The sequence below is a fragment of the Idiomarina piscisalsi genome, assembly GCF_003987095.1.
Classification (GTDB): domain Bacteria; phylum Pseudomonadota; class Gammaproteobacteria; order Enterobacterales; family Alteromonadaceae; genus Idiomarina; species Idiomarina piscisalsi.
Window position 1 is genome coordinate 50,985 of sequence record NZ_PIQA01000006.1, and the last position, 26,282, is coordinate 77,266.

Genomic DNA, 26,282 nt, shown 5'->3' on the forward strand with positions numbered 1-26,282 from the left:
TGGTTAATAACCGTGAAATTCGAGCCAGCCTTTTACGGTAGAGCGCAGCTCTTTTTGTCCTGAGTTACCGGAACTGAGTAGCTTTCGCTGACGGTAAGAAACGTGTTGGTATTTGGTGGCGAGTTTTTTTCGTAACGTCCACTGAGCGTCGAGCCAATGATTACTCTCGGCAGTTCGAATATCCAGAATAGGCAGCGGCGACTTAGCGATTCGTTCCGACAGTGCCTTGTTGAAATGATACTGAGGAATGTAAGCATTCACTATCACCAATGCATCGGGCATCATTGAGGGCGTTTTTTCGAGTAACCGCAACGTAATATCAGCGGTTATTCCCTCTACAACCCAAACGGCAAACCCAGGCCGGCTTAGAGTCTCGTCCTGCAATAGCGCTATGCGGTTTTCAAGCGCAGCAACTAAAGGTTCAAATACACTGTCATCGGCTTGCTGCGGAAAGTGCGTGCTTGTAGCCGGCGTTTGCAGGTTGTCTGTACGAATGGTGTTATCCGGTGGTGTCAACGCCCAGGTGGTCCAGCCAAAGTCTGGTGCCACGTTGTACAAATAACTGACATAAAATGACTGCAGCGGATGATAATGCCAGTCGGGAATAAGCGTCATTTGTCCACTCTCAAACGCCTGTAAATATTCTTTTTTTAGCACTAAAAAGCGTGCAGCGTCACCGTCCGTTAACCAATGCAGCTGGTCTTCGGGAAGGTAACGCTGCAAATCGTCCTGTGCATTCAACACAGGAGCAGTGACGAAAAACAGCAAAAAGGCGATAAGAAAATGACGTTTCATAGTTGTAATATCGGCTTTAGGGAACGGAACTTGATAATAAAGAGGCGTAAAAAATTAAAAAGGCAGCGGGCTTGTGAAAGTAACGGTTTGCTCGGTGAGAGGGTGACTAATCGTTAATGACTGAGCGTGTAAGTGTAATCGCTCAGTCATGTTAAAGGCGTCAGTGTGTGCGTAAAACTTGTCCCCCAAAATGGGGCAACCTAACGCCTGCATGTGCACGCGAAGCTGGTGTGAACGTCCGGTATGCGGGTAGAGCTCAACCCGTGAATAGTTTTCATTAGTTGCTAACACGCGGTAACCCGTGGTGCTGTCTTTGCCGGTAAAAAAGTCCATGTGTTGGCGAGGGCGGTTCGGCCAGTCACATGACAGCGGGAGTTCAACAACGCCTTGTTGCGCTGGTAAGCGGCTCCACACGTCAGCAATGTACGTCTTTTTAGTCACGCGCTGCTGAAATTGACGGCTAATATGGCTTTGAGCATGGCGAGTTTTTGCCAGCAGAATGACCCCCGAGGTTGCCATGTCGAGTCGGTGAACAACTCGAATATCGGGTAATACACGCTGTGCCCTGGTATATACAGAGTCGCGATGATCAATATGCTTACCAGGCACACTGAGCAAGCCCCCTGGCTTATCAACCACCAGCAATTCAGAGTCCTCGTAGATAACCTTTAGGTAAGGCTCTAACGGTGGCTGATAATGCAAAAGGGCCATTAGTGATTATTCACCAATATGCGAATAGCCGTTAGCGACAGTTGCGGCTGCTCGGTTGCGGCCAACAAAGTGGCTTGGCGCTCTTTGAGAGCTTCAATTTCTGATTCACGAACGGATGGGTTCACGTCCTTTAATGCTTCCAAACGGTTGAGCTCGCGTTGGAGGGTCTCACTGATTTTTTCTTGCTGCTCATTAACCAGCCGTTCTTGCCAACTGCGAGCTTGGTCCTGAGCGCCGTGTATCAGATCTTGTGCCGGTCCGCGTAACTGCTTAAGAATTTGGCGAGCGGTTTTTTTATCAAGGAAACTGGCTTGCTGATCAAGTAACTCTCTGGATACTTTATCGGATAGCTCTCTGCCTTGGCTATCTAATAGCAGACGTAGGTTACCTTGCGGGCAAAACTCCTGCACCGCCGTTTTAGCAGGCGCTACTACCGTATTGGTAAAGTCCAGCTCAAGAAACCAGGCGCCCGCTGGAATAGCCGTGTTTTTCATTTGCGCAACGCAGGTACTTCCAAAGTCGTCTGAAGACAGAAGCTCTAAAGCGGCCTGAACCATCGGATGATCCCAGCTGAGAAAGTCGACATCTTCAAAATTTAATGCAGTAACACGATCGAAAGTGACAGTAATGCCATCCTCCGGCAGACCCGGAAGCCCTGGTATGCGCATGTGTTCGCTGGCGCGAATGAACCAACGGCTCTCGTCCAGAACTTCGTTGTTCACACCAAAGCGGTCCCAAAATGCAAGCATAAAGTCCGCAACCGTATCAACGTCTGAGTCTGCATTGATATGTTCAATAATGCGCTCAGCTTGTTCAGGTCGGCAGGCGTTCATTGCCTGCAGTTTGTCATGACCCTGCTTATTAAGTTCACGCCAAGCCTCACTCAACTCCTGAGTTTGCTGAATAATGTCGTCGGACAAGGGCTGACGTTTTTGAAGTGCCGCTTCAATGAAGGTGCCAAAGGCGTCGTAAAGTTTACGACCAATGGCATTACACTGGCGGAAGGCATTCATGCCTTGTTCATACCACGGCAGCAAAATGGATTCGCTTGAACCTGAAGTATAAGGCAGATAGATATCAATCGTATTTTGCTGACCAATTCGGTCTAAACGGCCAATGCGCTGCTCGAGTAAATCGGGGTTGGTTGGCAAATCGAATAAAATCAGTTGGCTAACAAACTGAAAGTTACGGCCTTCGCTGCCAATTTCAGAGCATAATAACACTGGGCTGCCGTCTTCTTCACTTGCAAAGAATGCTGCGGAACGGTCACGTTCAGTCAGTGTCATGCCTTCATGGAAGGTGGCCGCCTGAACCCCGGCTAAAACGCGCAATGCTTCCGATAAGTCGAGTACCTGCTCAGCGGTTTTACAAATGAGGAGCGCTTTAGTATTGCGATTCTCTTGAATGTGGTTAATGAGCCAGTCGACTCGTGGGTCATCCATCCACCAGGGCATACCCTCTTCTGGCGTAAACTCAGGCAGTTCTATGGGATGGAATCGGCGCTCGGGAAAGCCGCCAATGTCTGCACGACGATTTCGGAACATGACTCGGCCGCTACCGTATTTATCGAGAAGCTCATCGAGTTTCTCGCTATCGGTAATTGATTCTGCTTGTTCGGCGAGCTCTTTGTAATGCTCTTGCTCTTTTAAAAAGGCTTCGTAGTCATTGAAGCGATCAGGGTCAAGCAGCTGCAAGCGTAAGAAATGTCCTTCTGACCCCTCTTGTTCAGGCGTTGCTGTTAACAGCAATAGTCCGGGAATGGATTCACACAGTGCTTTGACTTGCGCAAACTCATCAGCGTCGGGTTGTAAGTGGTGGGCTTCGTCAATAACGAGTAAGTCGAAATCAGCGTCCGACAAAGCACTTTGCCATTTCGGCTCTTTAATAAAGTCACTGCTGACAATAATATGCTGTTCCGTGAGAAACGGGTTTTCTGTATCTTCTGAGGCTTGTTCACAACGCTCTTCGTCAAACAGGGTGAAGCTTAAAGCAAAGCGGCGGCGCAACTCAATGAGCCACTGATGCATGAGCGATTCAGGCACCACTATCAGAACTCGACTGGAGCGGTCGGTCATCAGTCGGCGCTTTATGATCATGCCAGCTTCAATAGTTTTACCTAAGCCTACTTCGTCGGCTAAAAGAACGCGTGGGTGGTAGCGGTCAGCCACTGTTTTTGCAATATATAACTGATGTGGCAGTAAGTGCGTGCGCACACCCAAAAGTCCGGCGACTTCGCTGTTTTGATACGCAGCCAAATGCTGATTCGCTTCGCAGCGTAATTGGTACATATCTAAGCGGTCGGCTTGTCCTGCCAGTAAACGGGTCAGCGCTGGGTTGTTGTCAATTTGGTACGACAACTGCGGTTCGGGAACAGCAACACTCTCTTGCGTGTCTTCGCGTGTGCCGTGGTAAGTGACAATGCCTGCCGCTTCAGACAGCTCCTCAATAATAAAGGCCCAGCCCTCAGCGTGTTTCCCTTGTTGCCCTTCCTGCAATAGGTAACGGGCTAAAGGCGCTTCTTGTGCAGCATACAAGCGCACCTCACCGTTGGCAGGAAACATAACGGTTATGTGGCGTCCCTCTGCTTGTGTGATAAGGCCAAGCCCCATTTCTGTTTCGGTTTCACTGAGATACCGTTGGCCGACTCTAAATTCACTCACTGCAGAACTCCCAATCGCTTTATTTAAGGGCGGCAATGGTACTTAATTCGCCGAAAAATTCCGAGAAAAAATTTTCTCTGTGTCACTATTTTGTCATTAATTTTAGGCTAAGCTGTAATTAAACAGTAACGACAAAAGGTAAACGCCTATGTCTGAAAATAAAGCGGGTAAATACTTCATCCTCGACACCAACATTCTACTGCATGACCCTCTTGCCTTCCTCAACTTCGACGAGCACAACGTTATTATTCCAATGGTTGTTCTCGAAGAACTCGACAAAATTAAAGACCGAAATAAAGACGTCAGCCGTGAGGCGAGGGTGGCAATTCGTTCTTTAGAAGAGGCGTTAAAAGAGGCTCGGCCGGATGAAATTATTGATGGCGTGAAGCTCAGCCGTATGCACGGCGAGCACAACGCTCAAGGCACCTTGGCAATATTCCCGGATTATCAGTTGGAACAAAACGAGTCGGTGCTATCTTTATCCGAGAATGACCACCGTATTATTCAGGCTGCCCTGGAGATTCAGAAAGATAAGTCTCCGGCAGCGGTTGTTCTCGTGACAAAGGACATCAACATGCGCCTGAAAGCCAAAGGCGCGGGCATGAAATATGTCGAAGACTACCGTACCGATCAGCTTATTGACGACATTCGCTTATTGACCAAAGGATTTTATAAGTTTGAGGGGGATTTTTGGTCGCAGGTCGGTGAAGTTGAAACGCATCAGGAAGGCCGTGACGCTTACCACACAGTTGGACGAGAGTTGCTGCCGCAGATATTTGCAAATGAATATATTATTGATGAAACCAACAGCTTTGCGGCCCGGGTGGATACCTACGACAAAGACTCGGTAACCCTTATGGACTTAGGCGTTGAACGGTTAATGTCGTATGACGCCTGGGGTGTACGACCAAAAAATATTTATCAGGCAATGGCGCTGCACGCTTTATTAGACACCCATATGGATATGGTCATTCTAACGGGGCCTGCCGGTAGCGGGAAAACCTTTTTGGCGCTTTCGGCGGCTTTGCAAATGGTGGTCGAGCAGGGCATTTATGAAAAAATTATTGTGACCCGCAATACGCCGGAAATTGCTGAGTCGATAGGCTATTTGCCAGGTACGGAAGAAGAAAAAATGGCACCTTGGCTATCGGCTATTACCGACTCACTGGAAGCTTTACACAAGCATGATGAAAGCATGGAGTCGAGCCTTAGCTACATTATGAAAAAGGCGAATATTCAGTTTAAGTCTTTAAACTTTATGCGTGGACGCAGTATTCAGAATGCCATTGTCATTCTGGATGAAGCGCAGAATTTAACGGCCTCACAGCTTAAAACACTCATAACTCGCTGTGGGGAGAACACTAAATTGATTGTATCGGGGAACCTGGCGCAAATAGACAGTTATTACTTAACCGCGGTCACATCGGGCCTGACTTATATTGTGGAACGTTTTAAAGACTACCCGGGCAGTGCGACTGTGAACTTAAACGGTGTGGTACGCAGCTCCTTGGCGCAATTTGCGGAAGAGCATTTATAAAGCGGGAAAATTAATTCACGGGTTTTACAGTGTACTGACCGGTGCGAATATGAAACTCGGTATCTTCACCTACGGTTCCCGCCGGCATAGCGGCGGGGCCGGTAACATCAACCAGCACGTACTGAATGCCTTCATGCTCAATGGTCGTGTCATTATCACGCTTGCTCATATTAATACCGAAAACCGCATGCTCGGGTAAGTAAATAATTGCCATTTTAGCGTTATTGATAATGTTACGCATAATGGCCGTCATTAGCGTCACTTTGCTGTCGCAGTCGCCTTGGTTGTAATAAATCAGTTGATTCGGTGGAATAAAGCCATCGCCCCGGCTGTCGAGTTTGTTGGTCAATTCGTTGTAAGGTATTTGCTGTAGGAAACTGGTCACATAATTAATGTAATTTCGCTGTGTATTGTCACCCAACTGCTCGCCAATCGCATTAATTAGCGGCTTTATGACGTTCTCCATTTCCCTGGCTATAGCGGCATGGTCTGGAATGATACCTCGCTCTCCAGGTGGCAGTGATATACTTTCGTAGAAATTAGAGTCCAGATAGTCAGTCCAGCGCTCATTGTAATACTCGCGCAAGCGTCTCTTGTACTGCTCGAGTTGATTTTGCTGCTCTTGACTTCTCGCCCTACTTGTCACTAGTTCCACGCTTTGCTGCCTGGGGGTTAGTTTTGCTTGAATACCTCGCCAATTTTGCTGGCGAATGTATCGGTTGAGCTGGCGGCTCAATTCACGCTGACTGCGTTCACGATTAAACCCGCGATAACGCTTTAAGGGTTCCAGAAAGTCTTTTTTGTGAGCGGAAAACTCTATGGTGTTTTGATTACCATCGAAGTCGTCCCAGTGATACGAAAAGTGGAGTTGGTTGTCTTTTTCATCAAGCTGAAAAAAAGATTGAGCAAGGCTGCTCGAGGAAAATAACAGTAAAAAACTGAGAAAAAGCCAGAAAAACGCACCGGTATGATGTGTCACGCTGGCTTCCTTAACGTCCTTAAAACTTCATTTCCGTAATGGGGCTTTCTTCGAATTTAAGGTCGATTTGGTACTCGACACCGCCCGCACGGACAAAAAAGTAGGTTTTTTCTTTCTTAAAGACCTCTAGTAAAGAGACCAGCCGGAGTCCAGGGCGACGCTCTGGCGGCAAATCAGTAAACTCAACACCGCTGCGTGATACGAGAATATTGTCGTATTTCGCGCCGGTGATTAAGAGAAGTTTTTTATTTTCATCTTTTAAGAGAATTGTATTGCCCGTAACTGAATACGGTTCTTCGTTACCAAACAAGGTCAGCTCCTGTCACATCAACTGATTACTGAGCACACTATAACGAATTATTGCTTGTTGGCAAAGAATTGCTCAAGAAATCCTCGACAATTAGCAGTGCGGCTTGACTATCGACAAGTCCTTTTTCGAGTTTTTTATAGCCGCCACTGTTAAATAGCTCTTCGCGTGCAGCTGTTGAAGTCAACCGTTCGTCTTGAAAAGATACGGGCAAGCCGAAACGTCCGTGTAAGCGATTACCGAACTTTTTGGCACGTTGAGTCAGTGGTTGTTCGGTACCATCCATATTTAATGGCAGCCCCACAACCAGTCGTTCAGGCTGCCACTCTTTAAATAATTGCTCTATAGCGTCCCAGTTAGGAATGCCGTCTTTGGCTTTTAAAGCGCTAAGCGGTGACGCTGTCCCGGTAACACTTTGACCAACGGCGACTCCGATACTTTTGGTGCCAAAGTCAAAGCCAATTATTGTGCTCATGCGTGTCCCACGTCAGGCGCTAATTTCCAGACATCGAAACCGAGTTTCTCGGTTGCTTTTTGCCACCGTTCACTGACAGGAGTATTGAATAAAAGCTCAGGGTCGGCAGGTATCGCTAACCAAGAGTTTTCTTCCATTTCCTCTTCTAGTTGGCCCGCTTCCCAACCCGCGTAACCCAGTGTCAGCAAAAAGTGCTGCGGTGCGGCCGAGGAGCCCAGCGCCTCCAAAATATCACGCGATGTGGTGACCATAATATCGTCGCTCATTTTCAGGCTGGCGCGCCAATTGTCTTGCGGCGGATGAATAACAAAGCCACGCTCACGACCGATAGGACCACCTTGGTAAACCTGGCCTTGCAGATACTCGTTGTTATCAGGGTAAACAATTTCTAATTTGTCCAGTAACGACGTTACGCTGAGCTCCGCAGGCTGGTTAATGACCAGCCCCATAGCGCCCTCTTCATTGTGCTCACAAATGTAGGTAACGGTCCGTTTAAACGCTGGATCGTTTAGCATGGGTGTTGCTATCAAAAAATGGTTTTGTAAGCTGTTCATCGATTCACCGACTCCTTAACGATAATCTCTACTTCCGATATGGGGGCGCAAAGAGGAAATTCAATTTAATTTCGACTCGGCAGCTTCAAACACCAATTCGGCAATATTGATATCGTAAGCGTTTTCAATTTCCCGCATGCAGGTTGGGCTGGTTACGTTTATTTCTGTTATACGGTCGCCAATGACATCCAGACCAACCAAAATAAGGCCTCTTTTTTTCAGTTCAGGTCCAACTTTACGTGCTAGCGCCCAGTCACTGCCGGAAAGCGGTTGTGCGCGACCGCTGCCGCCTGCCGCTAAATTACCGCGAGTTTCGCCGGCACTGGGAATGCGGGCTAGTGAGTAAGGAACCGGCTCACCATTAATAATCAGAATGCGCTTATCACCGTCTTTAATTTCCGGCAGATATTTCTGAGCCATGGCGTAGCGCTGGCCTTTTTCGGTGAGGGTTTCAATAATGACGCCCAGGTTGTTACCGTCTTCGGTGACTTTAAAAATTGAAGCGCCGCCCATGCCATCCAACGGCTTCAAAATGACATCGCCGTGCTTTTTGTGGAATGCTTTTATAACGTCTGCACGGGCACTGACCACGGTGTCAGCAATAGCGTCCGCAAACCACGAGGTGAACAGCTTTTCATTACAGTCACGAAGGCTTTGCGGTTTATTCACTACCAGGCTGCCACGATGTTCGGCAAGCTCTAATATGTGCGTGGCATAAAGGAACTCGCTGTCAAACGGCGGGTCTTTGCGCATCATAATAACATCGAAGCTTTCCAACGGCCGGTATTCACTGTCACCAAGGTCATAAAAGTCAGTTTTTTGGTCGCGGACAGTGACTTCCTGTGCGAACGCCATCGGGTTGCCGTTGTCGATAACTAAGTCGCCCAGCTCCAGGTAGAAGCATTGATAACCGCGCGCTTGTGCCTCGAGTAATAAGCGGAAGCTGGTATCTTTCTCGGTCTTTACGTCGGCGATAGGGTCCATCACCATTGCTAACTTTTTCATTTAAACTCCTCTAGCGTAAATCGCCAAACTGATACTGCACAGCGGTTAAAGCAGAGAGCGCTGCGGTTTCTGTTCTTAATATTCTTGGGCCTAACTTCATGGGTTTAAAGCCCTGGCTTGCTGCGTTGCTGACTTCGTCATCGGTAAAACCGCCTTCGGGACCAATCAGTAACTGAATACCTTTGTCAGCTTGAGTATAAGATGACAGCGGCTGTTCTGCAGTTGGATCGAGTGTCAGCCGTAAGCCGTCAAAGCTATTGTTGATAAAGTCTTCCAAAGCTTGTGCTGGCTTAACGTCGGGTACCACACTGCGGCCGCACTGCTCACACGCCGAGCGCACTATTTTCTGCCATTGTTGCTGCTTTTTTTCGAGCCTGTCACCGCTGAGCTTTACGCCGCAGCGCTCGCTAAACAACGGTGTAATTTCGCTGACCCCCAGTTCCACTGATTTTTGCAACACGAAGTCCATACGGTCGCCACGCGAAATAACTTGCCCTAAGTGCACATGAACTGGAGATTCAATATCGTTCGCTTCGGCTGCGGTTGCCTTAAAGGACGCAGACTTTTTTGCAACATGAGTGATGGTTGCCGGGTAGTTTTTGCCGTCCCCATTGAACAGGACAATGCTATCGTTTACGTTTAAACGCAGCACTTTGATCAAGTGTTGAAAACCGTCAGCACTCAGTTCGGCTTCAACGTTTAGGTCGATGGGATCAGGGTGATAGATCCGCGGTACTCGCATGCTATTCGCCTTATTCGGACTTTTAGACGTCCAGAAGTAGAAAAAAACAGAGTGATCGGTTACATTATGCAACCAGTATTGAGTGATTTCATCAAAATAAAGGAATAGTGGGCATATGTCACGTCACCTGTTTACCTCAGAGTCAGTGTCCGAAGGGCATCCGGACAAAATTGCCGACCAGATATCTGATGCGGTTTTAGACGCTATTTTAGCAAAAGATCCTAAAGCCCGTGTTGCTTGTGAAACTTACGTTAAAACCGGCATGGTGCTGGTTGGCGGTGAAATTTCAACAAAAGCCTGGGTTGATGTTGAAGACCTGGCACGTCAAACCGTCAAAGACATTGGCTATCGACATTCCGATATGGGGTTTGACGGTGCGTCATGTGCGGTTTTAAACGCCATAGGCAAGCAAAGTGGCGATATTAATCAGGGCGTCGACCGTGCTCACCCTGAAGAACAGGGCGCAGGTGACCAGGGGCTGATGTTTGGCTATGCCTCGAACGAAACCTCCGTTCTAATGCCTGCACCAATTACTTATGCGCATCGAGTGATGCAACGTCAGTCGGAAGTACGTAATAACGGCACGCTGGACTGGTTACGTCCTGACGCCAAAAGCCAGCTGACTTTTGTTTATGAGAACGGCAAGCCCGTCGCCATTGATACCGTGGTTCTGTCAACGCAACACAGAGAAGACATTACTCAGGAAACTTTGCGTGAAGCGGTGATGGAAGAAATTGTTAAACCGGTATTGCCGGAGCAGTGGATTTCCAAAGACACGCAATTCCATATTAACCCAACCGGGCGTTTCGTCGTTGGCGGACCTATGGGTGACTGTGGTTTGACGGGTCGTAAGATCATTGTCGACACCTATGGCGGTATGGCACGTCACGGTGGTGGTGCTTTCTCAGGTAAAGACCCATCTAAAGTGGATCGTAGCGCGGCTTATGCAGCTCGCTATGTTGCTAAGAACTTAGTCGCCGCCGGTTTAGCGGAGCGTTGCGAACTGCAAATTTCTTACGCTATTGGTGTTGCTGAACCGACCTCTATTAGCATTGATACCTTCGGTACGTCTAAGCACTCAGAGGAGCAATTAATTGCACTGGTGCGCCGTCATTTTGATTTACGTCCTTATGGCTTAATTAAAATGCTCGACTTAGAGCGTCCTATTTATAAGCAAACAGCGGCATACGGGCACTTTGGTCGTGATGGCTTGCCGTGGGAGCAAACGGACAAGGCTGCCGATTTACAGGCCGATATTTAGCCAGAAATTAACCAATAAATTTGCTTGTACCCCCTGAAATGTGGAGAATACGCGCATCGCAAGTTGCTCTTCATCCTCAGGGGGTTTTTCATGTCAGATCGTCAATATCTCGCCAATGCCATCCGTGCACTCAGCATGGACGCAGTTCAAAAAGCCAAGTCGGGACACCCCGGCGCGCCAATGGGCATGGCAGATATCGCAGAAGTGCTGTGGCGTGACTACCTAAAGCATAACCCGAATAACCCGGACTGGGCTGATCGCGACCGCTTTGTGCTGTCGAACGGTCATGGCTCTATGTTGATATACTCATTGCTGCATTTGACGGGTTACGACTTAAGCATTGATGATTTAAAACAATTCCGTCAGCTGGATTCTAAAACCCCTGGCCACCCCGAGTATGGTTATACCCCTGGTATTGAAACGACGACCGGCCCTTTGGGTCAGGGTATTGCTAATGCTGTTGGTATGGCGTTGGCAGAGAAAGTACTTGCGGCACAATTTAATCGCGAAAACCACAATATTATCGACCATCACACATACACATTCCTGGGTGACGGCTGCTTGATGGAAGGTATTTCTCACGAGGTTTGCTCGCTGGCAGGCACTCTGGGTCTTGGCAAGCTGATCGCGTTTTACGACGATAACGGTATTTCAATTGATGGTGAAGTTGAAGGCTGGTTTACCGACAATACCGCTAAGCGTTTTGAGTCTTATGGCTGGCAGGTTATTGAAGCGATTGACGGTCATGACGCACAAGCAATTACACAAGCTATTGAAGAAGCACGCTCAGAAACTGAGAAGCCAACACTGATTATTTGTAAAACCGTTATTGGTTTTGGCTCGCCGAATAAGCAAGGCTCTGAAAGCTGTCATGGCGCACCTCTGGGTGACGATGAAATTGCAGCTACTCGCAAGCAGTTGAACTGGTCGCACGATGCCTTTGAAATTCCTGCTGATGTGTATCAGCAGTGGTCAGCAAAAGACAAAGGTGCTGCAGTTGAATCATCATGGAACAAGCGCTGGGTGGCTTATGAACAAGAGCACCCGGAACTTGCACAAGAGCTGAAACGCCGCCTGAATGGCGAGCTGCCGGAAAACTTCTCGACAACCGTTTTTGATTACGCACAAAAACTACAGAACGCTCCGGAAGCCATTGCAACGCGTAAAGCGTCGCTGAACGTATTAAATGAGTTGGGTCCAAAATTGCCGGAACTGTTAGGCGGTTCAGCTGACTTAGCCGGCTCTAACCTGACGTTATGGGACGGTGCCAAGGGCGTTACCGCAGACGACGCTAGTGGCAACTATGTTTACTACGGCGTGCGCGAGTTTGGTATGTCAGCCATTATGAACGGTGTGACACTGCACGGCGGCTTCAAAGCTTATGGCGCGACCTTCCTGATGTTTATGGAATATGCCCGTAATGCGGTTCGTATGGCGGCGTTAATGAAACAGCCGAGTATCTTTGTATACACCCACGACTCTATTGGACTGGGTGAAGATGGCCCCACACACCAACCGGTTGAACAGTTAGCAAACTTACGTCAAACACCGAACCTGCAATGCTGGCGCCCATGCGACCCTGTGGAAACCGCAGTAGCCTGGGGGGCGGCAATACAAAGCAGTAAAACACCGTCGGCATTGGTGTTTAGTCGTCAGGGAATGCAGCAGCAAGAGCGTGACGAAGAGCAAGTAGCAAGTATTGCTCGTGGTGGTTACATCCTGAAAGACTGTGAAGGTCAGCCTGAAATTATTTTCATTGCGACTGGCTCGGAAGTGGATTTGGCCGTTGAAGCCTATGAGCAACTCTCTAAAGAAGGACGTAAGGCGCGCGTTGTTTCTATGCCATCGACCAATGTATTTGATATTCAAAGCACTGAATACAAAGAGTCGGTCTTACCGGCAAACGTAACACGCCGGGTTGCGATTGAAGCAGGTATTGCAGACTTTTGGCTGAAGTATGTTGGCTTAAACGGCGAAGTTGTAGGTATGACAACTTTCGGCGAGTCGGCACCTGCCGGTGATTTATACAAGCACTTTGGCATTACCGCCGAAAACGCTGTGACCGCTGCCAAACGTTTATTGGACGCGTAAATGAGCAAAGCCGTTCGTATCGCAATTAATGGCTTCGGTCGTATTGGCCGAAGCTTTTTGCGTGCACTGTACGAAAATAATTACCGAGATAGTATTCAGGTCACTTTGATTAACGAGCCTGCGGCGTCGGAAGCGATAGCCCATTTGCTGAAGTATGATTCCAGCCATGGTCGCTTTGGTTTCAAAGTGACACAGTCCGGCGATAAGTTGAACGTTGCCGGTGATGACATTGTGTTGACTCATGAAACCGACATTGACGGTATCGACTGGTCATCTCACAACCTTGACTTTGTTGTTGACTGTACGGGGGTTTACGGAAGTCAGGAAGACGGTCAACGTTACTTAAAGCATGGTGTTAAGCGGGTACTGTTCTCGCATCCGGGTAAACCTGACGTCGACTTCACCGCTATTTACGGCGTGAATGAAAACGAGCTTTCACCTGAACATAAAGTAATTTCCAACGGCTCTTGTACCACGAACTGTATTGTTCCGGTTATTAAAGTGCTGGATGACGCTTTTGGTATAGACTCAGGTGCTATCACTACGATTCACTCGGCAATGCACGACCAGCAAGTTATAGACGCTTACCATCCAGACTTACGTCGTACCCGTGCTGCAGGGCGATCCATTATTCCGGTCGATACAAAATTAGCGCGCGGCATTGAACGTATATTGCCGCACTTAGAAGGGCGCTTTGAAGCTATTGCTGTGCGCGTGCCAACTACCAATGTGACCGCAATGGACTTAAGCGTTACGCTAAATAGTGACGCGACGCTGGAAATGGTCAATAAAGTGCTTAAAGAGCATAGCGCTGGTGCGTTGCAAGGCATTCTGGATTACACCGAAGAGCCACTGGTTTCTATCGACTTTAACCACGACCCTCATTCGTCAATTGTGGATGGTACGCAAACTCGCGTTAGCCATAAGCGGTTGGTAAAGCTTTTATGCTGGTGCGATAACGAATGGGGCTTTGCGAATCGGTTACTGGATACGACTCGCAAAATGGCCGAACAGATTTAATCTGAATTTAAAGAAGAGAGGTTTTACATGTCTGTCATTGCAATGACCGATTTGGATTTATCAAATAAGCGTGTACTGATTCGCGAAGACCTGAATGTGCCGGTTAAAGACGGCAAAGTCGCATCAGATGCTCGCCTGAAAGCGGCTATTCCAAGCATTAAAGCTGCGTTGGACGGTGGCGCGAAGGTTATGGTTATGTCCCACCTAGGCAGACCGACCGAGGGCGAATACGACGCGCAGTTTTCAATGCAGCCGGTTGTAGACTACTTGGCAAACGCGCTCGACTGCCCGGTTCGTTTATGCAAAGACTATCTTGATGGCGTTGAGATTGAAGCGGGCGAGCTGGTTATTTTTGAAAATGTACGTTTCAACGTGGGTGAGAAGAAAAACGATGACGAGCTGGCGAAGAAGCTAGCTGCCTTATGTGATGTCTATGTTATGGATGCATTTGGCACGGCTCATCGCGCTCAGGCATCGACACATGGCGTCGCCAAATATGCGCCAGTCGCTTGCGCAGGCCCTTTGCTGGCAGCCGAGTTAGACGCGCTTGGCAAAGCACTAGAAAACCCGAAACGCCCATTAGTGGCTATTGTTGGCGGCTCTAAAGTATCGACGAAATTAACGGTACTGGAGTCATTAAGTGGTGTTGTTGACCAGCTTATTGTTGGCGGTGGTATTGCGAATACTTTTGTAGCTGCTGCCGGTCATAACGTCGGTAAGTCGCTGTATGAAGCCGACCTCACAGACGAAGCCAACCGGTTAGTTGAACAGGCGAAAGCGAAAGGTGGTGATATTCCGTTGCCGGTGGATGTAGTGACAGGCAAAGAATTTAGTGCGGAAGCTAAGGCTGAAACCAAAGCGGTAGATGCTGTGGCTGACGATGACATGATTTTCGATATTGGCCCAAAAACAGCAGAGCAGCTTGCTTCTATGCTAACTAACGCTGGCACTATTGTTTGGAATGGCCCGGTTGGCGTATTTGAATTTGAGCAGTTCGGAAATGGCACAAAAGCTATTGCAGATGCCATTGCCAATAGCGATGCTTTTTCCATTGCGGGCGGGGGAGATACCCTTGCAGCCATTGATCAATATGGTATCGCTGATAAGATAAGCTATATTTCAACAGGTGGCGGAGCATTTCTGGAGTTTCTGGAAGGCAAGACTTTACCCGCAGTGGCCGTTTTAGAAGAGCGCGCAAACGACGCCTGAACCCAAGTTTTATAATTTAAAGGAGTATTTTTATGGCCCTGGTGTCATTACGACAGTTATTGGATCACGCCGCCGAGCACGACTATGGTGTACCGGCGTTTAACGTAAATAACCTAGAGCAAATGCGTGCCATTATGCAGGCGGCCGACGCAACTGACAGCCCGGTTATTGTTCAGGCTTCAGCAGGCGCACGCAAGTACGCGGGTGCTCCTTTCCTGCGTCACTTAATTCAAGCTGCCGTTGAAGAGTGGCCACATATTCCTGTGGTTGTTCATCAGGATCACGGTACGTCACCTGCGGTCTGCCAGCGCTCAATCCAATTAGGCTTTAGTTCAGTCATGATGGATGGTTCGTTGCTGGAAGACGGTAAGACTCCTGCTGATTATGACTATAACGTTCGAGTCACTAAGCAAACCGTGGAAATGGCACACGCTTGTGGTGTTTCTGTTGAAGGTGAACTCGGCTGCCTGGGCTCGTTGGAGACAGGTGAAGCGGGTGAAGAAGACGGCGTTGGCGCTGAAGGTAAATTGTCACACGATCAGTTACTGACAGACCCGGAAGAAGCCGCTGAGTTTGTTAAAGCAACTAATGTAGACGCTTTGGCAATTGCTTGTGGTACGTCTCACGGTGCCTACAAATTTACGCGCCCACCAACAGGCGATATTTTGTCCATTGATCGCATTAAAGAGATCCATCGTCGTATTCCGGGTACACACTTGGTGATGCATGGTTCATCATCTGTGCCTCAGGAATGGCTGAAAGTTATTAACGAATTTGGCGGCGAAATTCCTGAAACTTACGGCGTTCCGGTTGAGCAAATTCAGGAAGGCATTAAAAACGGTGTTCGCAAAGTCAACATTGATACTGACTTGCGTTTAGCATCAACCGGAGCAATCCGTCGTCACTTAGCAGAGAATCCATCAAACTTCGATCCGCGTAAATTCTTAGCAGCAGCAACGACAGCAATGGAAGAAATCTGTAAAGCACGTTATGAAGCCTTCGGCTGCGCGGGAATGGCGAGTAAAATAAAACCTATAACATTAGAAACTATGTTTCAGCGCTACGAAAGCGGTGAACTAAACGCAATTGTAAAATAAAGGGGTTGTTGTGCGTTTATCAGTATTATTTGCAAGTTTATTTTTGTCGGTATCGGCCAATGCTCAAACCTTCATGTTTGATGACGCTGACGATATGGATACCGAAACGGTTGAAGAGTGGGAAGCAAGTGCTGAGTTTGGCCTGCTTTACACGTCGGGTAATACCGAGACTGAAAGCTTAAAAGGCAAGCTGAACGTATCGCGAGACGTCCAGAGCTGGCGTCACAAAGGCGTTATTGACTACTACACGGCTGAGCAAGAAGACCAGTCAACGGGTGAGTCAATAGAGACTGCTGACCGTATGTTTGTCTCTGCACAAAGCAACTATAAGTTTTCACCAGATAGCCGTTCATCGCTTTTTGTGTTTGGCTCCTATGAAGAAGATGAGTTTAGCGGTTATGAGTATCAGGCGACGGTCGCAACCGGTTATGATGCCCGTTACCGTTATGACGAAGACTTATACGCCGACTATGAAATTGGTCCGGGTTACTCTCGAACTAAACCGATTCAAATAGAAGGAGAGCCGCCTGCTGAATCTGAAGGGCAAATGATTCTTCGTTTAGCGGGCAGTGTTGATTGGAAAATTTCCGAGAACTCAAAGTTCAATGCATTGTTGTCATCTGAACTGGGTGAAGACAACACTAAGAGTAAAGCGGAAGTCTCATTGTCATCGAACATTAACAGTTCACTAGCAATGAAGTTTTCTGTCAGCGGTACGCACAACTCAAACGTATCTGATGAAAGTATTGAAAAGCTGGATACGGAAACGGCTGTTACTCTGGTTTATACGTTTTAAGGTCTATTCAGACTAAATTGTTCCTAAAAGGCCGCGTTGAGTAAATCTGCGCGGCCTTTTTCATAAAGCTGTCATAAAAGCGTCTTAAACTTAGCGCATTACTCAAAGCGGTTTGAAGTTATGCGCGTATCCACATTCAGTCGAGCTTCTTCTTTTATTTTACTTGGGTTGTCCCTGGTCTTTCTAACAGTTCTAATTTGGTCGAGTCATAAGCTCAACACTATTGAAGAAAAACAAGCTGCTTATTCGTCGGTAAAGCAAAGCTTGATGGTTAATGTGGTTACTGATCTAAGTGGCTACCTGCAGTCCGGAAATACCTTACTGCTGACCGACGCCCAAAAGGCGGTAGAGCAGGCGGAAACTAAATTGGTTGACTTAGGCTTTGATAAAAAATCCGATGTTGTTAACCAGCTCCAGTCTATAAATACCAGAATAGGCAAAGATTACCGATCAGTTGGGAAGCTCTCTGGGCAGGAAACTGCTTTGCTTTTTAATGCTGAGCGTTCATTGTCGAATGAACTTTCCCGGTTATTTGATTACGCCCGAAAAGGAATCGCAAACAGTCCTTCCGCCAGCCAAAAGTATGCTCAGGTTGGTAGTGACCTCATCCTATTAATAAATGAGCTTGTTCATACCCGGGAGCGTTTGTTTAATGGAGAAGTTGAGCAGGATGTTCTTCAGCAAGTCCTTAACTCGATCAAGCAAGAGATTAATAGGTTGGAGGGGTTACCAGCATTGGGTGTGAAGGAAGAACTGCCTGATCAGTCAATGATGCTTGTTCAACGTGAGGCGAAAGAGCTGGGCCCTAAAATAATCTCGGAGATGGCCAGTCTGGTTACCCGTTATCCACGAGAGTTATCGTCCACTTTAGAGTTAATAGCCAAACGAGAGCAGGCATTCAAAAGTATCTCAAACGACATTGCGCAAATTCAGGCAATAGCAGTAGCTGCTGAAAAGCAGCTTATCGACGTTCAGCAAGAACAACTTTTACAAATAAAGATAACCATTGTGGCGTTAGTTGCCGCTTTACTACTCTTTGCTTTAATTAACTTTTTGTTGCTAAAACAAATGGTTTTGACGCCTCTTCGAAGTTTGCGTAACGCTATGCAGCAACTCCTTGAGCAGCAACAGCTCACCTATTTACCCGGTGCGGATAAAAGAACAGAATTCGGAGAAGTCGCCAAGTTCTTTAATGGTATTCTTGAGCAAACAAAGTCCAGTGAAGCGCAGAAGTCTCGTCAAATGTCTGTCGTAAATGACGCACTTAAAACGGTAATACAAGAGTTGCAGGAGCTGGTCTCATCATCACATAAAACGCAAACATCGGCAGAATCAACGATTGAGGGCATTAATCAACTCAATGAACTGACGACCTCTTTAAATAGCTGTACGGAAGCGCTTGAGCAAAATGCGCTAGGTACACAAGAGTCGATGCAAGTAAGCCGAGAATACATCAGAAAACTGAGTGATGCGTCGAACGTGAATGAGCAGGCAATGAAATCTGCAAAAACGTCGGTTAATGAACTTGCCAGCTCTGTAGAGCAGGTGAGTTCGGCACTGTCTGTTATTTCGGGTATCGCTGATCAAACTAATTTACTGGCGCTAAATGCTGCAATTGAAGCTGCTCGAGCCGGGGAACAAGGGCGTGGTTTTGCGGTTGTCGCTGACGAAGTAAGGCAGTTAGCCCAGAAAACTCAGTCCTCACTGACCAGTATTGATAGTACATTAGGAAAGCTGACTGACGCATCCGCTGCTATCGACAGTAGCTACCAGAATATTATAGAGACGAGCTCAAATCAGCATGAGTACGTTAATGTCCTGGTCGATACTGCGGATGAAGTTTCAAAGAAAGCACAGGCTTCAAGTGACGAGGCTAAAACCTCATTGCAGCTCGCAGAGCAGCAGAGCTCAAGGGTTACAGCGTTTTCCGAGGAACTTCGATCGTTAATCGATAATATGAGTCATGCCCATCAGTTGTTACAAAATGTCGAACTACAGGTTGATAAACAACAAAGTGAAATTGAACAGGCGTTCAGTTAATGGGTAATTAATCAAGCGCCATGGTTCCATTTACAGAAACTTTTCGCTACCATTCGCGCAGCTAACGACAGCTGAAAAAATTGGAACCGGTTATGTCAATGAACTCATTCCTTGGGGTATTTGCAAAGTCCCCGATAAAACCAATGATCGAACACATGGACGAAGTGCACCGCTGCGCAGAAGCGCTTAAAGAATTTTTTAAGGCGGTATACGCTAAGGATTGGACGTCGGCAGAAACTGCTCGCAGCAAAATTGTTACTCACGAGCAAAGAGCGGACGAACTCAAGCGCAAAATTCGCTTAAATCTTCCAAGTGGCTTATTCATGCCAGTTGAGCGTACTGACTTACTCGAGCTGGTTTCTCAGCAAGACCGTATTGCTAATAAAGCCAAAGACATTTCAGGCCTTATGACTGGCCGTGAATTGACCATTCCTGAACCTCTGGTAAAAGACTTCGATGCTTACTTAAACCGCTGTATTGATGCCGCAGCCAAAGCCAGAGAGACTATCGGTGAATTTGATGATCTCTTGGAAACCGGTTTTAAAGGTCGCGAACGCGACATTGTAGATGACTTCATTGCAGAACTTGATGCCATTGAGGCGGACACCGATAAATTACAAATCCAGTTACGCAAAGACTTGCGCAAAATAGAGTTAGATATGAACCCACTGGACGCGATGTTCTTGTATCGAATTCTGGATTGGGTGGGGGACTTAGCTGACTTGTCAGAACGAGTTGGCGCACGTTTCGAATTGATGCTGGCGCGAGTCTAAGCGGAGTCTAATTTATGGATATTATTTCAAATTACAGCATGCTGCTTATCGGCATGGCGGCTATTTTCGGCTTTTTTATGGCCTGGGGCATTGGTGCTAACGACGTTGCTAACGCCATGGGCACATCGGTTGGTTCAAAAGCGCTAACCATTAAGCAAGCCATTTTAATTGCCATGATCTTTGAATTTGCCGGTGCTTACCTCGCTGGTGGCGAAGTGACCTCCACGATACGTAAAGGCATTATCGACTCAGCCTACTTTGTTGATCAGCCTGAGCTTCTTGTCTTCGGTATGATCTCGGCGCTTTTGGCTGCGGGGTTCTGGCTGCTTATTGCTTCTTACCTGGGCTGGCCTGTGTCAACCACGCACTCTATTATCGGAGCCATTGTCGGCTTTTCGGCCGTGGGTGTCAGTATGGAGTCGGTTCAATGGGCGAAAGTTGGCGGTGTTGTGGGAAGTTGGGTCATTACCCCGGCAATATCCGGCTTTATTGCCTATCTCATTTTTATGAGTGCACAGAAACTTATTTTTGACCGCTCCAACCCGCTAAAAATGGCGCAACGTTACGTTCCTTTCTATATGGGGCTTGCAGGCTTTGTTCTTTCGCTGGTTACCATTAAAAAAGGTTTAAAACACGTGGGTTTGAACTTAGGCAGTCTTGAGGGCTATCTTTGGGCCCTAGGTGTCGCTGTGATTGTGTTCGCTATTGGTAAGCTTGCCATTAGCCGACTGAAGTTTAATCCGTCCGATGACAAAGACATGCACTATACCAACGTCGAGAAAGTATTTGCGGTACTTATGGTGGTAACTGCCTGTGCGATGGCATTTGCCCACGGCTCAAATGACGTTGCTAACGCTATTGGACCGCTAGCTGCTGTTGTCAGCGTAGTAACCAGTGGTGGCGATATCGGCAGTAAAGCGCAGTTGGCGTGGTGGATATTGCCATTAGGCGGTGTAGGTATTGTTGCCGGTCTGGCGATGCTGGGCAAACGCGTTATCGCAACCATTGGTAAAGGTATTACTCACTTAACGCCAAGCCGTGGTTTCGCTGCCGAATTGGCCGCTGCGTCTACCGTCGTGCTTGCGTCAGGTACTGGCTTGCCAATCTCTACTACGCAAACTCTGGTAGGTGCTGTACTGGGTGTTGGTATGGCGCGTGGTATTGCCGCTCTTAACTTAGGCGTTGTGCGCAATATCGTTGTGTCCTGGGTTGTGACCCTGCCGGCGGGTGCCATTATGTCTATTGTCTTCTTCTATATCCTGAAGGCGATATTCGGCGTCGCATAAGCTTCGCCAATTAAGAAGCCATGAAAAGGCAGTCTGTTTCAGTGACAGGCTGCCGACTTTCCAGTAAAATCCGCGCTTTAAAAGTGTTCCAGAAAAAGCGCAGGTATGTCAGAAAATAACCCGTCTTCTTTAAAAGTCAGTGACTTCTCTTTCGAGTTGCCTGACGAACTTATCGCTCGTTATCCTCAGGAGCAGCGCAGTGCCAGTCGCTTGCTTCAGGTTAATGCTGAATCAAAGTCTATTGGGCATAAGCAGTTTACTGACATTGTCGATGCCTTAGACTCAGGCGATCTCCTGGTATTCAATGACACTCGCGTTATTCCTGCTCGCCTACTGGGTGAAAAAGTATCCGGCGGAAAAGTAGAAGTTCTGATAGAGCGCCTGCTGGATGAGCACCGGGTATTAGCTCATGTTCGCTCGAACCGCTCGCCTAAAGCGGGCGCAGAGTTGCTGCTCGAAGGTGCTGTAAAGGTCACTATGTTAGCGCGGCACGATGCTTTATTTGAGCTTAAATTTGAGCATGAAGAATCCGTATTGGACATTCTTGAAGAATATGGCCACATGCCGTTACCGCCATACATTGACCGTCCGGATGAAAGCTCCGACAAAGAACGTTACCAAACCGTTTATAACCGCGAGCCCGGCGCTGTCGCGGCGCCAACAGCGGGGTTGCATTTCGACGACGATATTCTACAGAAGCTCAGAAACAAAGGCGTTAACTTCGCTTATGTGACGCTACATGTTGGGGCGGGTACATTCCAGCCGGTACGCGTGGAAAATATCAATGATCACGTCATGCACAGCGAATACGCAAAGGTCAGTGAAGAAACCTGCAATGCCATAAAGCAGACGAAAGCTAATGGTGGTCGAGTTGTGGCTGTAGGCACAACCTCCGTACGCTCGTTGGAGTCGGCCGCAAATGCCTCAGAAAACGGCGACATTCAACCCTTTTTTGACGACACCGATATTTTTATCTATCCGGGGTACGAATTTAAAGTGGTCGATAGCTTAATAACGAATTTCCACTTACCGGAATCGACACTCATTATGCTGGTTTCAGCCTTCGCCGGACGTGATTTAATTATGGATGCTTATCAGCAAGCCATTAATGAAAAATACCGATTCTTTAGTTACGGCGATGCAATGTTATTGCAGCGATAAACAGACATTCTTTGAAGCGATATATTATGACAATGAAATTTGAACTTGATAAAACCAGTGGTCGTGCCCGTAGAGGACGCATGAAGTTTGAACGTGGCACAGTGGAAACCCCCGCATTCATGCCTGTCGGAACGCTAGGCACAGTGAAAGGGATGACGCCGGAAGAGGTTAAAGACACCGGGGCTCAGATTTGTCTGGGTAATACGTTCCACCTAATGCTTCGCCCGGGCACGCAAATTATCCAACAGCATGGCGACCTCCACGACTTTATGAATTGGGATAAGCCCATTCTTACTGACTCTGGCGGTTTTCAGGTTTTTAGCCTTGGTGAGCTAAGAAAAATCACCGAAGAAGGGGTGACTTTCCGTTCGCCAATTAACGGTGAGAAGATTCTACTGACACCAGAGAAGTCTATGCAGGTTCAGCGCGAACTCGGCTCTGATATTGTCATGATCTTTGACGAATGCACGCCATTCCCGGCCACTCAAGCAGAAGCTCGTAGCTCTATGGAGCTTTCTTTGCGTTGGGCTGAACGCTCGAAAAACGCACATGGCGATAACAAAGCAGCGTTATTCGGTATTATTCAGGGCGGTATGTATGAAGAGCTGCGTGACATTTCTTTGAAAGGCTTAACTGACATTGAGTTTGACGGCTATGCGATAGGCGGCTTGTCGGTGGGCGAACCCAAAGAAGACATGATGCGCATTTTAGAGCACACAGCGCCAAAAATGCCGGAGCAAAAGCCGCGCTACTTAATGGGAGTGGGTAAACCGGAAGACTTGGTTGAAGCTGTGCGCCGAGGTATTGACATGTTTGACTGTGTCATGCCAACCCGTAACGCGCGTAATGGTCATCTGTTCATTAGTTCAGGCGTGGTAAAAATACGTAACGCAGTGCATAGAACCGATACCGGTCCGCTGGATGAAAATTGCGACTGCTACACCTGTAAAAATTACTCGCGTGCGTATTTACATCATTTAGACAAAACCAATGAAATGCTGGGTGGGCGCTTAAACACTATTCATAATCTGCGTTTCTATCAAAAGGTCATGAGTGATATGCGCGATGCGCTGGATAACGATACATTTGACGAGTTTGTTGAAACGTTTTATCAGCAGCGAGGTCAATCAGTTCCGCCGCTGGACTGAAACTTCTCAAGCATTTTCTGGGTAGGCAGGTAATGTTCAGCAGAGGAAAGCTCCTGTGCTGAACTCAGGGCCGCCCAGGCTTGTTCGACCCAGCGCGTCCTTAAATGCTCCTGCTTTTTGTTCACTTTGGCGAGTGCGAGATAAGCTTTGGCTTGGACGTGATACGCGGCATCAGGCCTGGAGTACTTAGCTGGAGCGCCCATATTATTAAGTGCGTTCAGTAGCCGAGTTGTGTACTCGGTATCCGAGAAAATGGGATCAAGCCCGAGCAGGAACTCAATACGTTCACGGTGATGCGTAAAATCATCACCATGTTCACTAATCGCATTGTCAAAGTGTGACAGTGCTAACTCTGCCGTCTCCTGGGCTTCGTCCCAACTGCCATCTTCAATTAAATGTTCGGTATAGTGAGCAAATACTTGTCCGTGCGAATGTTGATGAACCGGGGCACTGTATATGCTTTCGTAAGTGTCGAGTTTATTGAAAGCGGTAAGAGCCAGCCCTCCTAGTATTAGGGTGGAGGCGGTCAATGCCGTTGCCCAGCCCAGACGTCTTCGTTGCTTGTAAGATTTAGCTCGCCATTTAGCTAGCGTATTAGCCAGTTCCGACATGTCAGTAAATGATTCATAAGAGTCGACGGCAAGTGCTTTCTTAATAATGTCCGCTAGCCCTGATGGCAATCGGCGCTTATCGGCCACTGGTTGCATTAAAAATACATCAGGGGTCATGCTGGCAAGAAGAAGTAGCAGTAATTCACCAACCTGATAGATATCTTGTTGCTGAGACTCTCTCGAAACGTTTTCAGCGATACTTAAATCAACCAATACAGGCACATCGGACTGCTTCTGTTTCGACAAAATGATGTTATGTCCTTTCACATCATTATGAGCGTACCCCGACTTGTGTAGTGCGCTTAAAGCATTGGCAAGTTGATAGGTAATTTCAACCGCATCGTTAACTGATAAGTGCTTATTGAGTTTATCGAGCCTAGTCCCTTCAACATATTCCATGACAAGGAATAAAGATGAAGAGATGACTTCTGGTTCACCAATGTCATAAACGCGACATAATGAAGGGTGTGAAACCTGAGACAGTAAGCGAGCTTCGCGAACCAAACGGTTACGACTGACTAACGAGGGTGAGCGAGCGAACTTCACTGCAACGGTACGCTGAAGTCTCCCGTCGTAAGCTTTATAAACCAAGCCGCTACCGCCGTAACCAAGCAGGCCTTCGCATTGGTAACGTTCGGGTATAGGGTATGGAAATGTGTCTCTGGAGTAACTAATAGCCAAGTTCGCATCCTTACTGTCTAGCTAACACAGAGTCTAGCGAGCATAGTCGGTAAACAACAGGATCCAAGCTAACGAAAGCCTTCCTTATAACAACTGACGTCAATTGACATCGACTGATAAATATCGAGTATTTACTTAAAAATTAGCAGATATTCGCTATTATGAATGGTTATTAAAATAATAATAAAAGGACAGCACTAATGCAGAATGGCAAAGGTGTTTTGGCGAACAATCGGTTTCGGCAGCCTGCTCAAATTACACTCAAGTCAAACGACGGTTACCAAACACTGAACATAACCTTGGTTGGTCAACAATACCCCGACTATTTAATTCTTGAATTGTCCCGCCAGTATCGTTGGCAGGATGTATTGCCCCAGTTGAAAGCGAATAGAACATTCGCGTTTACGACGGTAGCCGCATCGGGTGAGCAAGTCACGGGAACTGTTGATTTACTCAGCATGACACAATTCCCGCAAAAACTTTTGTTTGTCAGTTACCCCCGAGAGGCAAATGTTCAGTCGTTGCGCACATCTCCTCGCATTTCGGTTAACTGTGGTGCAGAGCTTCAACTGCATCGTGCACAGGGTAACGGTAATCCATTAAGCGGTATCGTTGTCGATGTATCGGGAAAAGGCATTGGTTTCCAATACCGAGGGACCCAACCGGCTTCTCTGGAGGACGAAGGCGGATTACAAGCCAGCGTAACAGTGACTGAACCGGGCAACGATTTGTCACTTGGGCTTTTCCATGTAAAAAGTTTGGATATTGTTGGACCAGGGGTATGGCAGTTTGGGTTAGCGTTTAAAGATAAGCCTGACAACTTCCAAGATTTGCTGGGAAAACTGCTGATGGCATCCTCGGAAGTTAAGGCATTATTGAGCGACAACGATATTGGTTTTGAAACATCGGATAACACTTTACAAGCAGAATCTTAGTCGGTACAATTCAGCACCAATTTAAGCCAGTAGCGGCTAATTTTTAATCAAATAGATAATTTATCCGAGGTGATGTTTTAATGCCAGTCGTAAAAGTGAAAGAAAACGAGCCGTTTGACGTAGCTTTGCGTCGTTTCAAGCGCTCTTGTGAAAAAGCAGGTGTTCTGTCAGAAGTTCGTCGTCGTGAACACTACGAAAAGCCTACTGCAGAGCGCAAGCGCAAGAAAGCCGCGGCCGTAAAACGTCACGCTAAAAAGCTGGCTCGTGAAAACGCTCGTCGTACTCGTTTATACTAAGAGCGTTTAACGACAATTTGAGTGTTCACTTTTTCGTAAAGTGCTGGAAGCCGTGACTTGTTGTCGCGGCTTTCGTGTTTCTGTTGATTCTTTAACCTTGAGACTGAGACGG

Annotated in this window: 24 protein-coding genes; 14 read left to right on the forward strand and 10 right to left on the reverse strand. The window is 47.5% G+C overall.

Going from position 1 to position 26,282, the window contains the following annotated elements; translation table 11 throughout:
* Nucleotides 1-3 precede the first annotated feature (3 nt).
* The 3 genes from CWI73_RS08305 to rapA are packed head-to-tail and all read right to left on the reverse strand — an operon-like array spanning nt 4 to nt 4,166.
* Nucleotides 4-795: a DUF3530 family protein gene (locus CWI73_RS08305; RefSeq protein WP_126752351.1), complete on the reverse strand. Its 792-nt coding sequence runs from the start codon at nt 793-795 to the stop codon at nt 4-6.
* A gap of 54 nt (nt 796-849) precedes the next feature.
* Nucleotides 850-1,506, reverse strand: a complete 657-nt coding sequence (locus CWI73_RS08310; RefSeq protein WP_126752352.1) for a pseudouridine synthase — start codon at nt 1,504-1,506, stop codon at nt 850-852.
* Nucleotides 1,506-4,166 carry an RNA polymerase-associated protein RapA gene (gene rapA / locus CWI73_RS08315; RefSeq protein ID WP_126752353.1) on the reverse strand — a complete coding sequence of 887 codons (2,661 nt, stop codon included), beginning with the start codon at nt 4,164-4,166 and terminating at the stop codon, nt 1,506-1,508. Before rapA ends, CWI73_RS08310 begins: the two co-directional genes overlap by 1 nt.
* Before the next feature lie 148 nt (nt 4,167-4,314).
* On the opposite strand from rapA, the gene CWI73_RS08320 reads away from it, so the two are divergent.
* On the forward strand, nt 4,315-5,703 hold the full coding sequence (locus CWI73_RS08320; RefSeq protein WP_126752354.1) for a PhoH family protein: 1,389 nt from the start codon (nt 4,315-4,317) through the stop codon (nt 5,701-5,703).
* Nucleotides 5,704-5,713: 10 nt separating this feature from the next.
* Here the strand turns inward: CWI73_RS08320 and CWI73_RS08325 are convergent, their stop codons facing one another.
* Genes CWI73_RS08325 through CWI73_RS08350 form a run of 6 tightly spaced genes read right to left on the reverse strand, consistent with a single transcriptional unit; the run spans nt 5,714 to nt 9,765 of the window.
* The gene (locus CWI73_RS08325) at nt 5,714-6,682 is read right to left on the reverse strand and encodes a hypothetical protein (RefSeq protein WP_241968874.1); all 969 of its coding nucleotides are present in this window, start codon (nt 6,680-6,682) and stop codon (nt 5,714-5,716) included.
* 19 nt (nt 6,683-6,701) lie between these two features.
* Nucleotides 6,702-6,992, reverse strand: a complete 291-nt coding sequence (locus tag CWI73_RS08330) for a hypothetical protein (protein ID WP_088767455.1) — start codon at nt 6,990-6,992, stop codon at nt 6,702-6,704.
* 37 nt (nt 6,993-7,029) lie between these two features.
* Nucleotides 7,030-7,464, reverse strand: a complete 435-nt coding sequence (ruvX, locus tag CWI73_RS08335) for a Holliday junction resolvase RuvX (RefSeq protein ID WP_126752355.1) — start codon at nt 7,462-7,464, stop codon at nt 7,030-7,032.
* Nucleotides 7,461-8,018: a YqgE/AlgH family protein gene (locus CWI73_RS08340; protein WP_126752356.1), complete on the reverse strand. Its 558-nt coding sequence runs from the start codon at nt 8,016-8,018 to the stop codon at nt 7,461-7,463. Before CWI73_RS08340 ends, ruvX begins: the two co-directional genes overlap by 4 nt.
* A gap of 60 nt (nt 8,019-8,078) precedes the next feature.
* The gene (gene gshB, locus CWI73_RS08345; protein ID WP_126752357.1) at nt 8,079-9,023 is read right to left on the reverse strand and encodes a glutathione synthase; all 945 of its coding nucleotides are present in this window, start codon (nt 9,021-9,023) and stop codon (nt 8,079-8,081) included.
* A gap of 10 nt (nt 9,024-9,033) precedes the next feature.
* Nucleotides 9,034-9,765 carry a 16S rRNA (uracil(1498)-N(3))-methyltransferase gene (locus CWI73_RS08350; RefSeq protein ID WP_126752358.1) on the reverse strand — a complete coding sequence of 244 codons (732 nt, stop codon included), beginning with the start codon at nt 9,763-9,765 and terminating at the stop codon, nt 9,034-9,036.
* 115 nt (nt 9,766-9,880) lie between these two features.
* Here CWI73_RS08350 and metK point away from each other — a divergent pair, with 115 nt between their 5' ends.
* The 11 genes from metK (at nt 9,881) to tgt (ending at nt 23,647) form a co-directional block, all read left to right on the forward strand.
* Complete coding sequence (gene metK / locus CWI73_RS08355) at nt 9,881-11,026, forward strand: methionine adenosyltransferase (protein ID WP_126752359.1); 1,146 nt, start codon at nt 9,881-9,883, stop codon at nt 11,024-11,026.
* 90 nt (nt 11,027-11,116) lie between these two features.
* The gene (tkt, locus tag CWI73_RS08360) at nt 11,117-13,117 is read left to right on the forward strand and encodes a transketolase (RefSeq protein ID WP_126752360.1); all 2,001 of its coding nucleotides are present in this window, start codon (nt 11,117-11,119) and stop codon (nt 13,115-13,117) included.
* Nucleotides 13,118-14,137, forward strand: coding sequence for an erythrose-4-phosphate dehydrogenase (epd, locus tag CWI73_RS08365; protein ID WP_126752361.1), 1,020 nt, complete (start codon nt 13,118-13,120; stop codon nt 14,135-14,137).
* Nucleotides 14,138-14,164: 27 nt separating this feature from the next.
* Nucleotides 14,165-15,346 carry a phosphoglycerate kinase gene (locus CWI73_RS08370; RefSeq protein ID WP_126752362.1) on the forward strand — a complete coding sequence of 394 codons (1,182 nt, stop codon included), beginning with the start codon at nt 14,165-14,167 and terminating at the stop codon, nt 15,344-15,346.
* A gap of 32 nt (nt 15,347-15,378) precedes the next feature.
* Complete coding sequence (gene fba, locus CWI73_RS08375; protein ID WP_088767464.1) at nt 15,379-16,443, forward strand: class II fructose-bisphosphate aldolase; 1,065 nt, start codon at nt 15,379-15,381, stop codon at nt 16,441-16,443.
* 10 nt (nt 16,444-16,453) lie between these two features.
* Nucleotides 16,454-17,239 carry a DUF481 domain-containing protein gene (locus tag CWI73_RS08380; RefSeq protein ID WP_126752363.1) on the forward strand — a complete coding sequence of 262 codons (786 nt, stop codon included), beginning with the start codon at nt 16,454-16,456 and terminating at the stop codon, nt 17,237-17,239.
* A 120-nt stretch (nt 17,240-17,359) separates the two neighbouring features.
* Nucleotides 17,360-19,279 carry a methyl-accepting chemotaxis protein gene (locus CWI73_RS08385; protein WP_126752364.1) on the forward strand — a complete coding sequence of 640 codons (1,920 nt, stop codon included), beginning with the start codon at nt 17,360-17,362 and terminating at the stop codon, nt 19,277-19,279.
* Between the two features lie 92 nt (nt 19,280-19,371).
* Complete coding sequence (locus CWI73_RS08390; RefSeq protein ID WP_126752365.1) at nt 19,372-20,052, forward strand: TIGR00153 family protein; 681 nt, start codon at nt 19,372-19,374, stop codon at nt 20,050-20,052.
* 14 nt (nt 20,053-20,066) lie between these two features.
* Nucleotides 20,067-21,338: an inorganic phosphate transporter gene (locus CWI73_RS08395; RefSeq protein WP_126752366.1), complete on the forward strand. Its 1,272-nt coding sequence runs from the start codon at nt 20,067-20,069 to the stop codon at nt 21,336-21,338.
* A gap of 105 nt (nt 21,339-21,443) precedes the next feature.
* Nucleotides 21,444-22,499 carry a tRNA preQ1(34) S-adenosylmethionine ribosyltransferase-isomerase QueA gene (gene queA / locus CWI73_RS08400; RefSeq protein WP_126752367.1) on the forward strand — a complete coding sequence of 352 codons (1,056 nt, stop codon included), beginning with the start codon at nt 21,444-21,446 and terminating at the stop codon, nt 22,497-22,499.
* Between the two features lie 32 nt (nt 22,500-22,531).
* Nucleotides 22,532-23,647 (forward strand): tRNA guanosine(34) transglycosylase Tgt, encoded by a 1,116-nt coding sequence (gene tgt / locus CWI73_RS08405; protein ID WP_126752502.1) that lies wholly within the window; start codon nt 22,532-22,534, stop codon nt 23,645-23,647.
* Here tgt and CWI73_RS08410 read toward each other — a convergent pair.
* Nucleotides 23,623-24,939: a protein kinase domain-containing protein gene (locus tag CWI73_RS08410; RefSeq protein WP_126752368.1), complete on the reverse strand. Its 1,317-nt coding sequence runs from the start codon at nt 24,937-24,939 to the stop codon at nt 23,623-23,625. The two genes, tgt and CWI73_RS08410, sit on opposite strands and share 25 nt — an antisense overlap.
* A 200-nt stretch (nt 24,940-25,139) precedes the next feature.
* Here CWI73_RS08410 and CWI73_RS08415 point away from each other — a divergent pair, with 200 nt between their 5' ends.
* A complete protein-coding gene (locus CWI73_RS08415) occupies nt 25,140-25,874 on the forward strand; it encodes a PilZ domain-containing protein (RefSeq protein ID WP_126752369.1) in 735 nt (244 codons plus the stop codon).
* An 80-nt stretch (nt 25,875-25,954) separates the two neighbouring features.
* On the forward strand, nt 25,955-26,170 hold the full coding sequence (gene rpsU, locus CWI73_RS08420; protein ID WP_006954239.1) for a 30S ribosomal protein S21: 216 nt from the start codon (nt 25,955-25,957) through the stop codon (nt 26,168-26,170).
* Nucleotides 26,171-26,282: the final 112 nt, after the last annotated feature.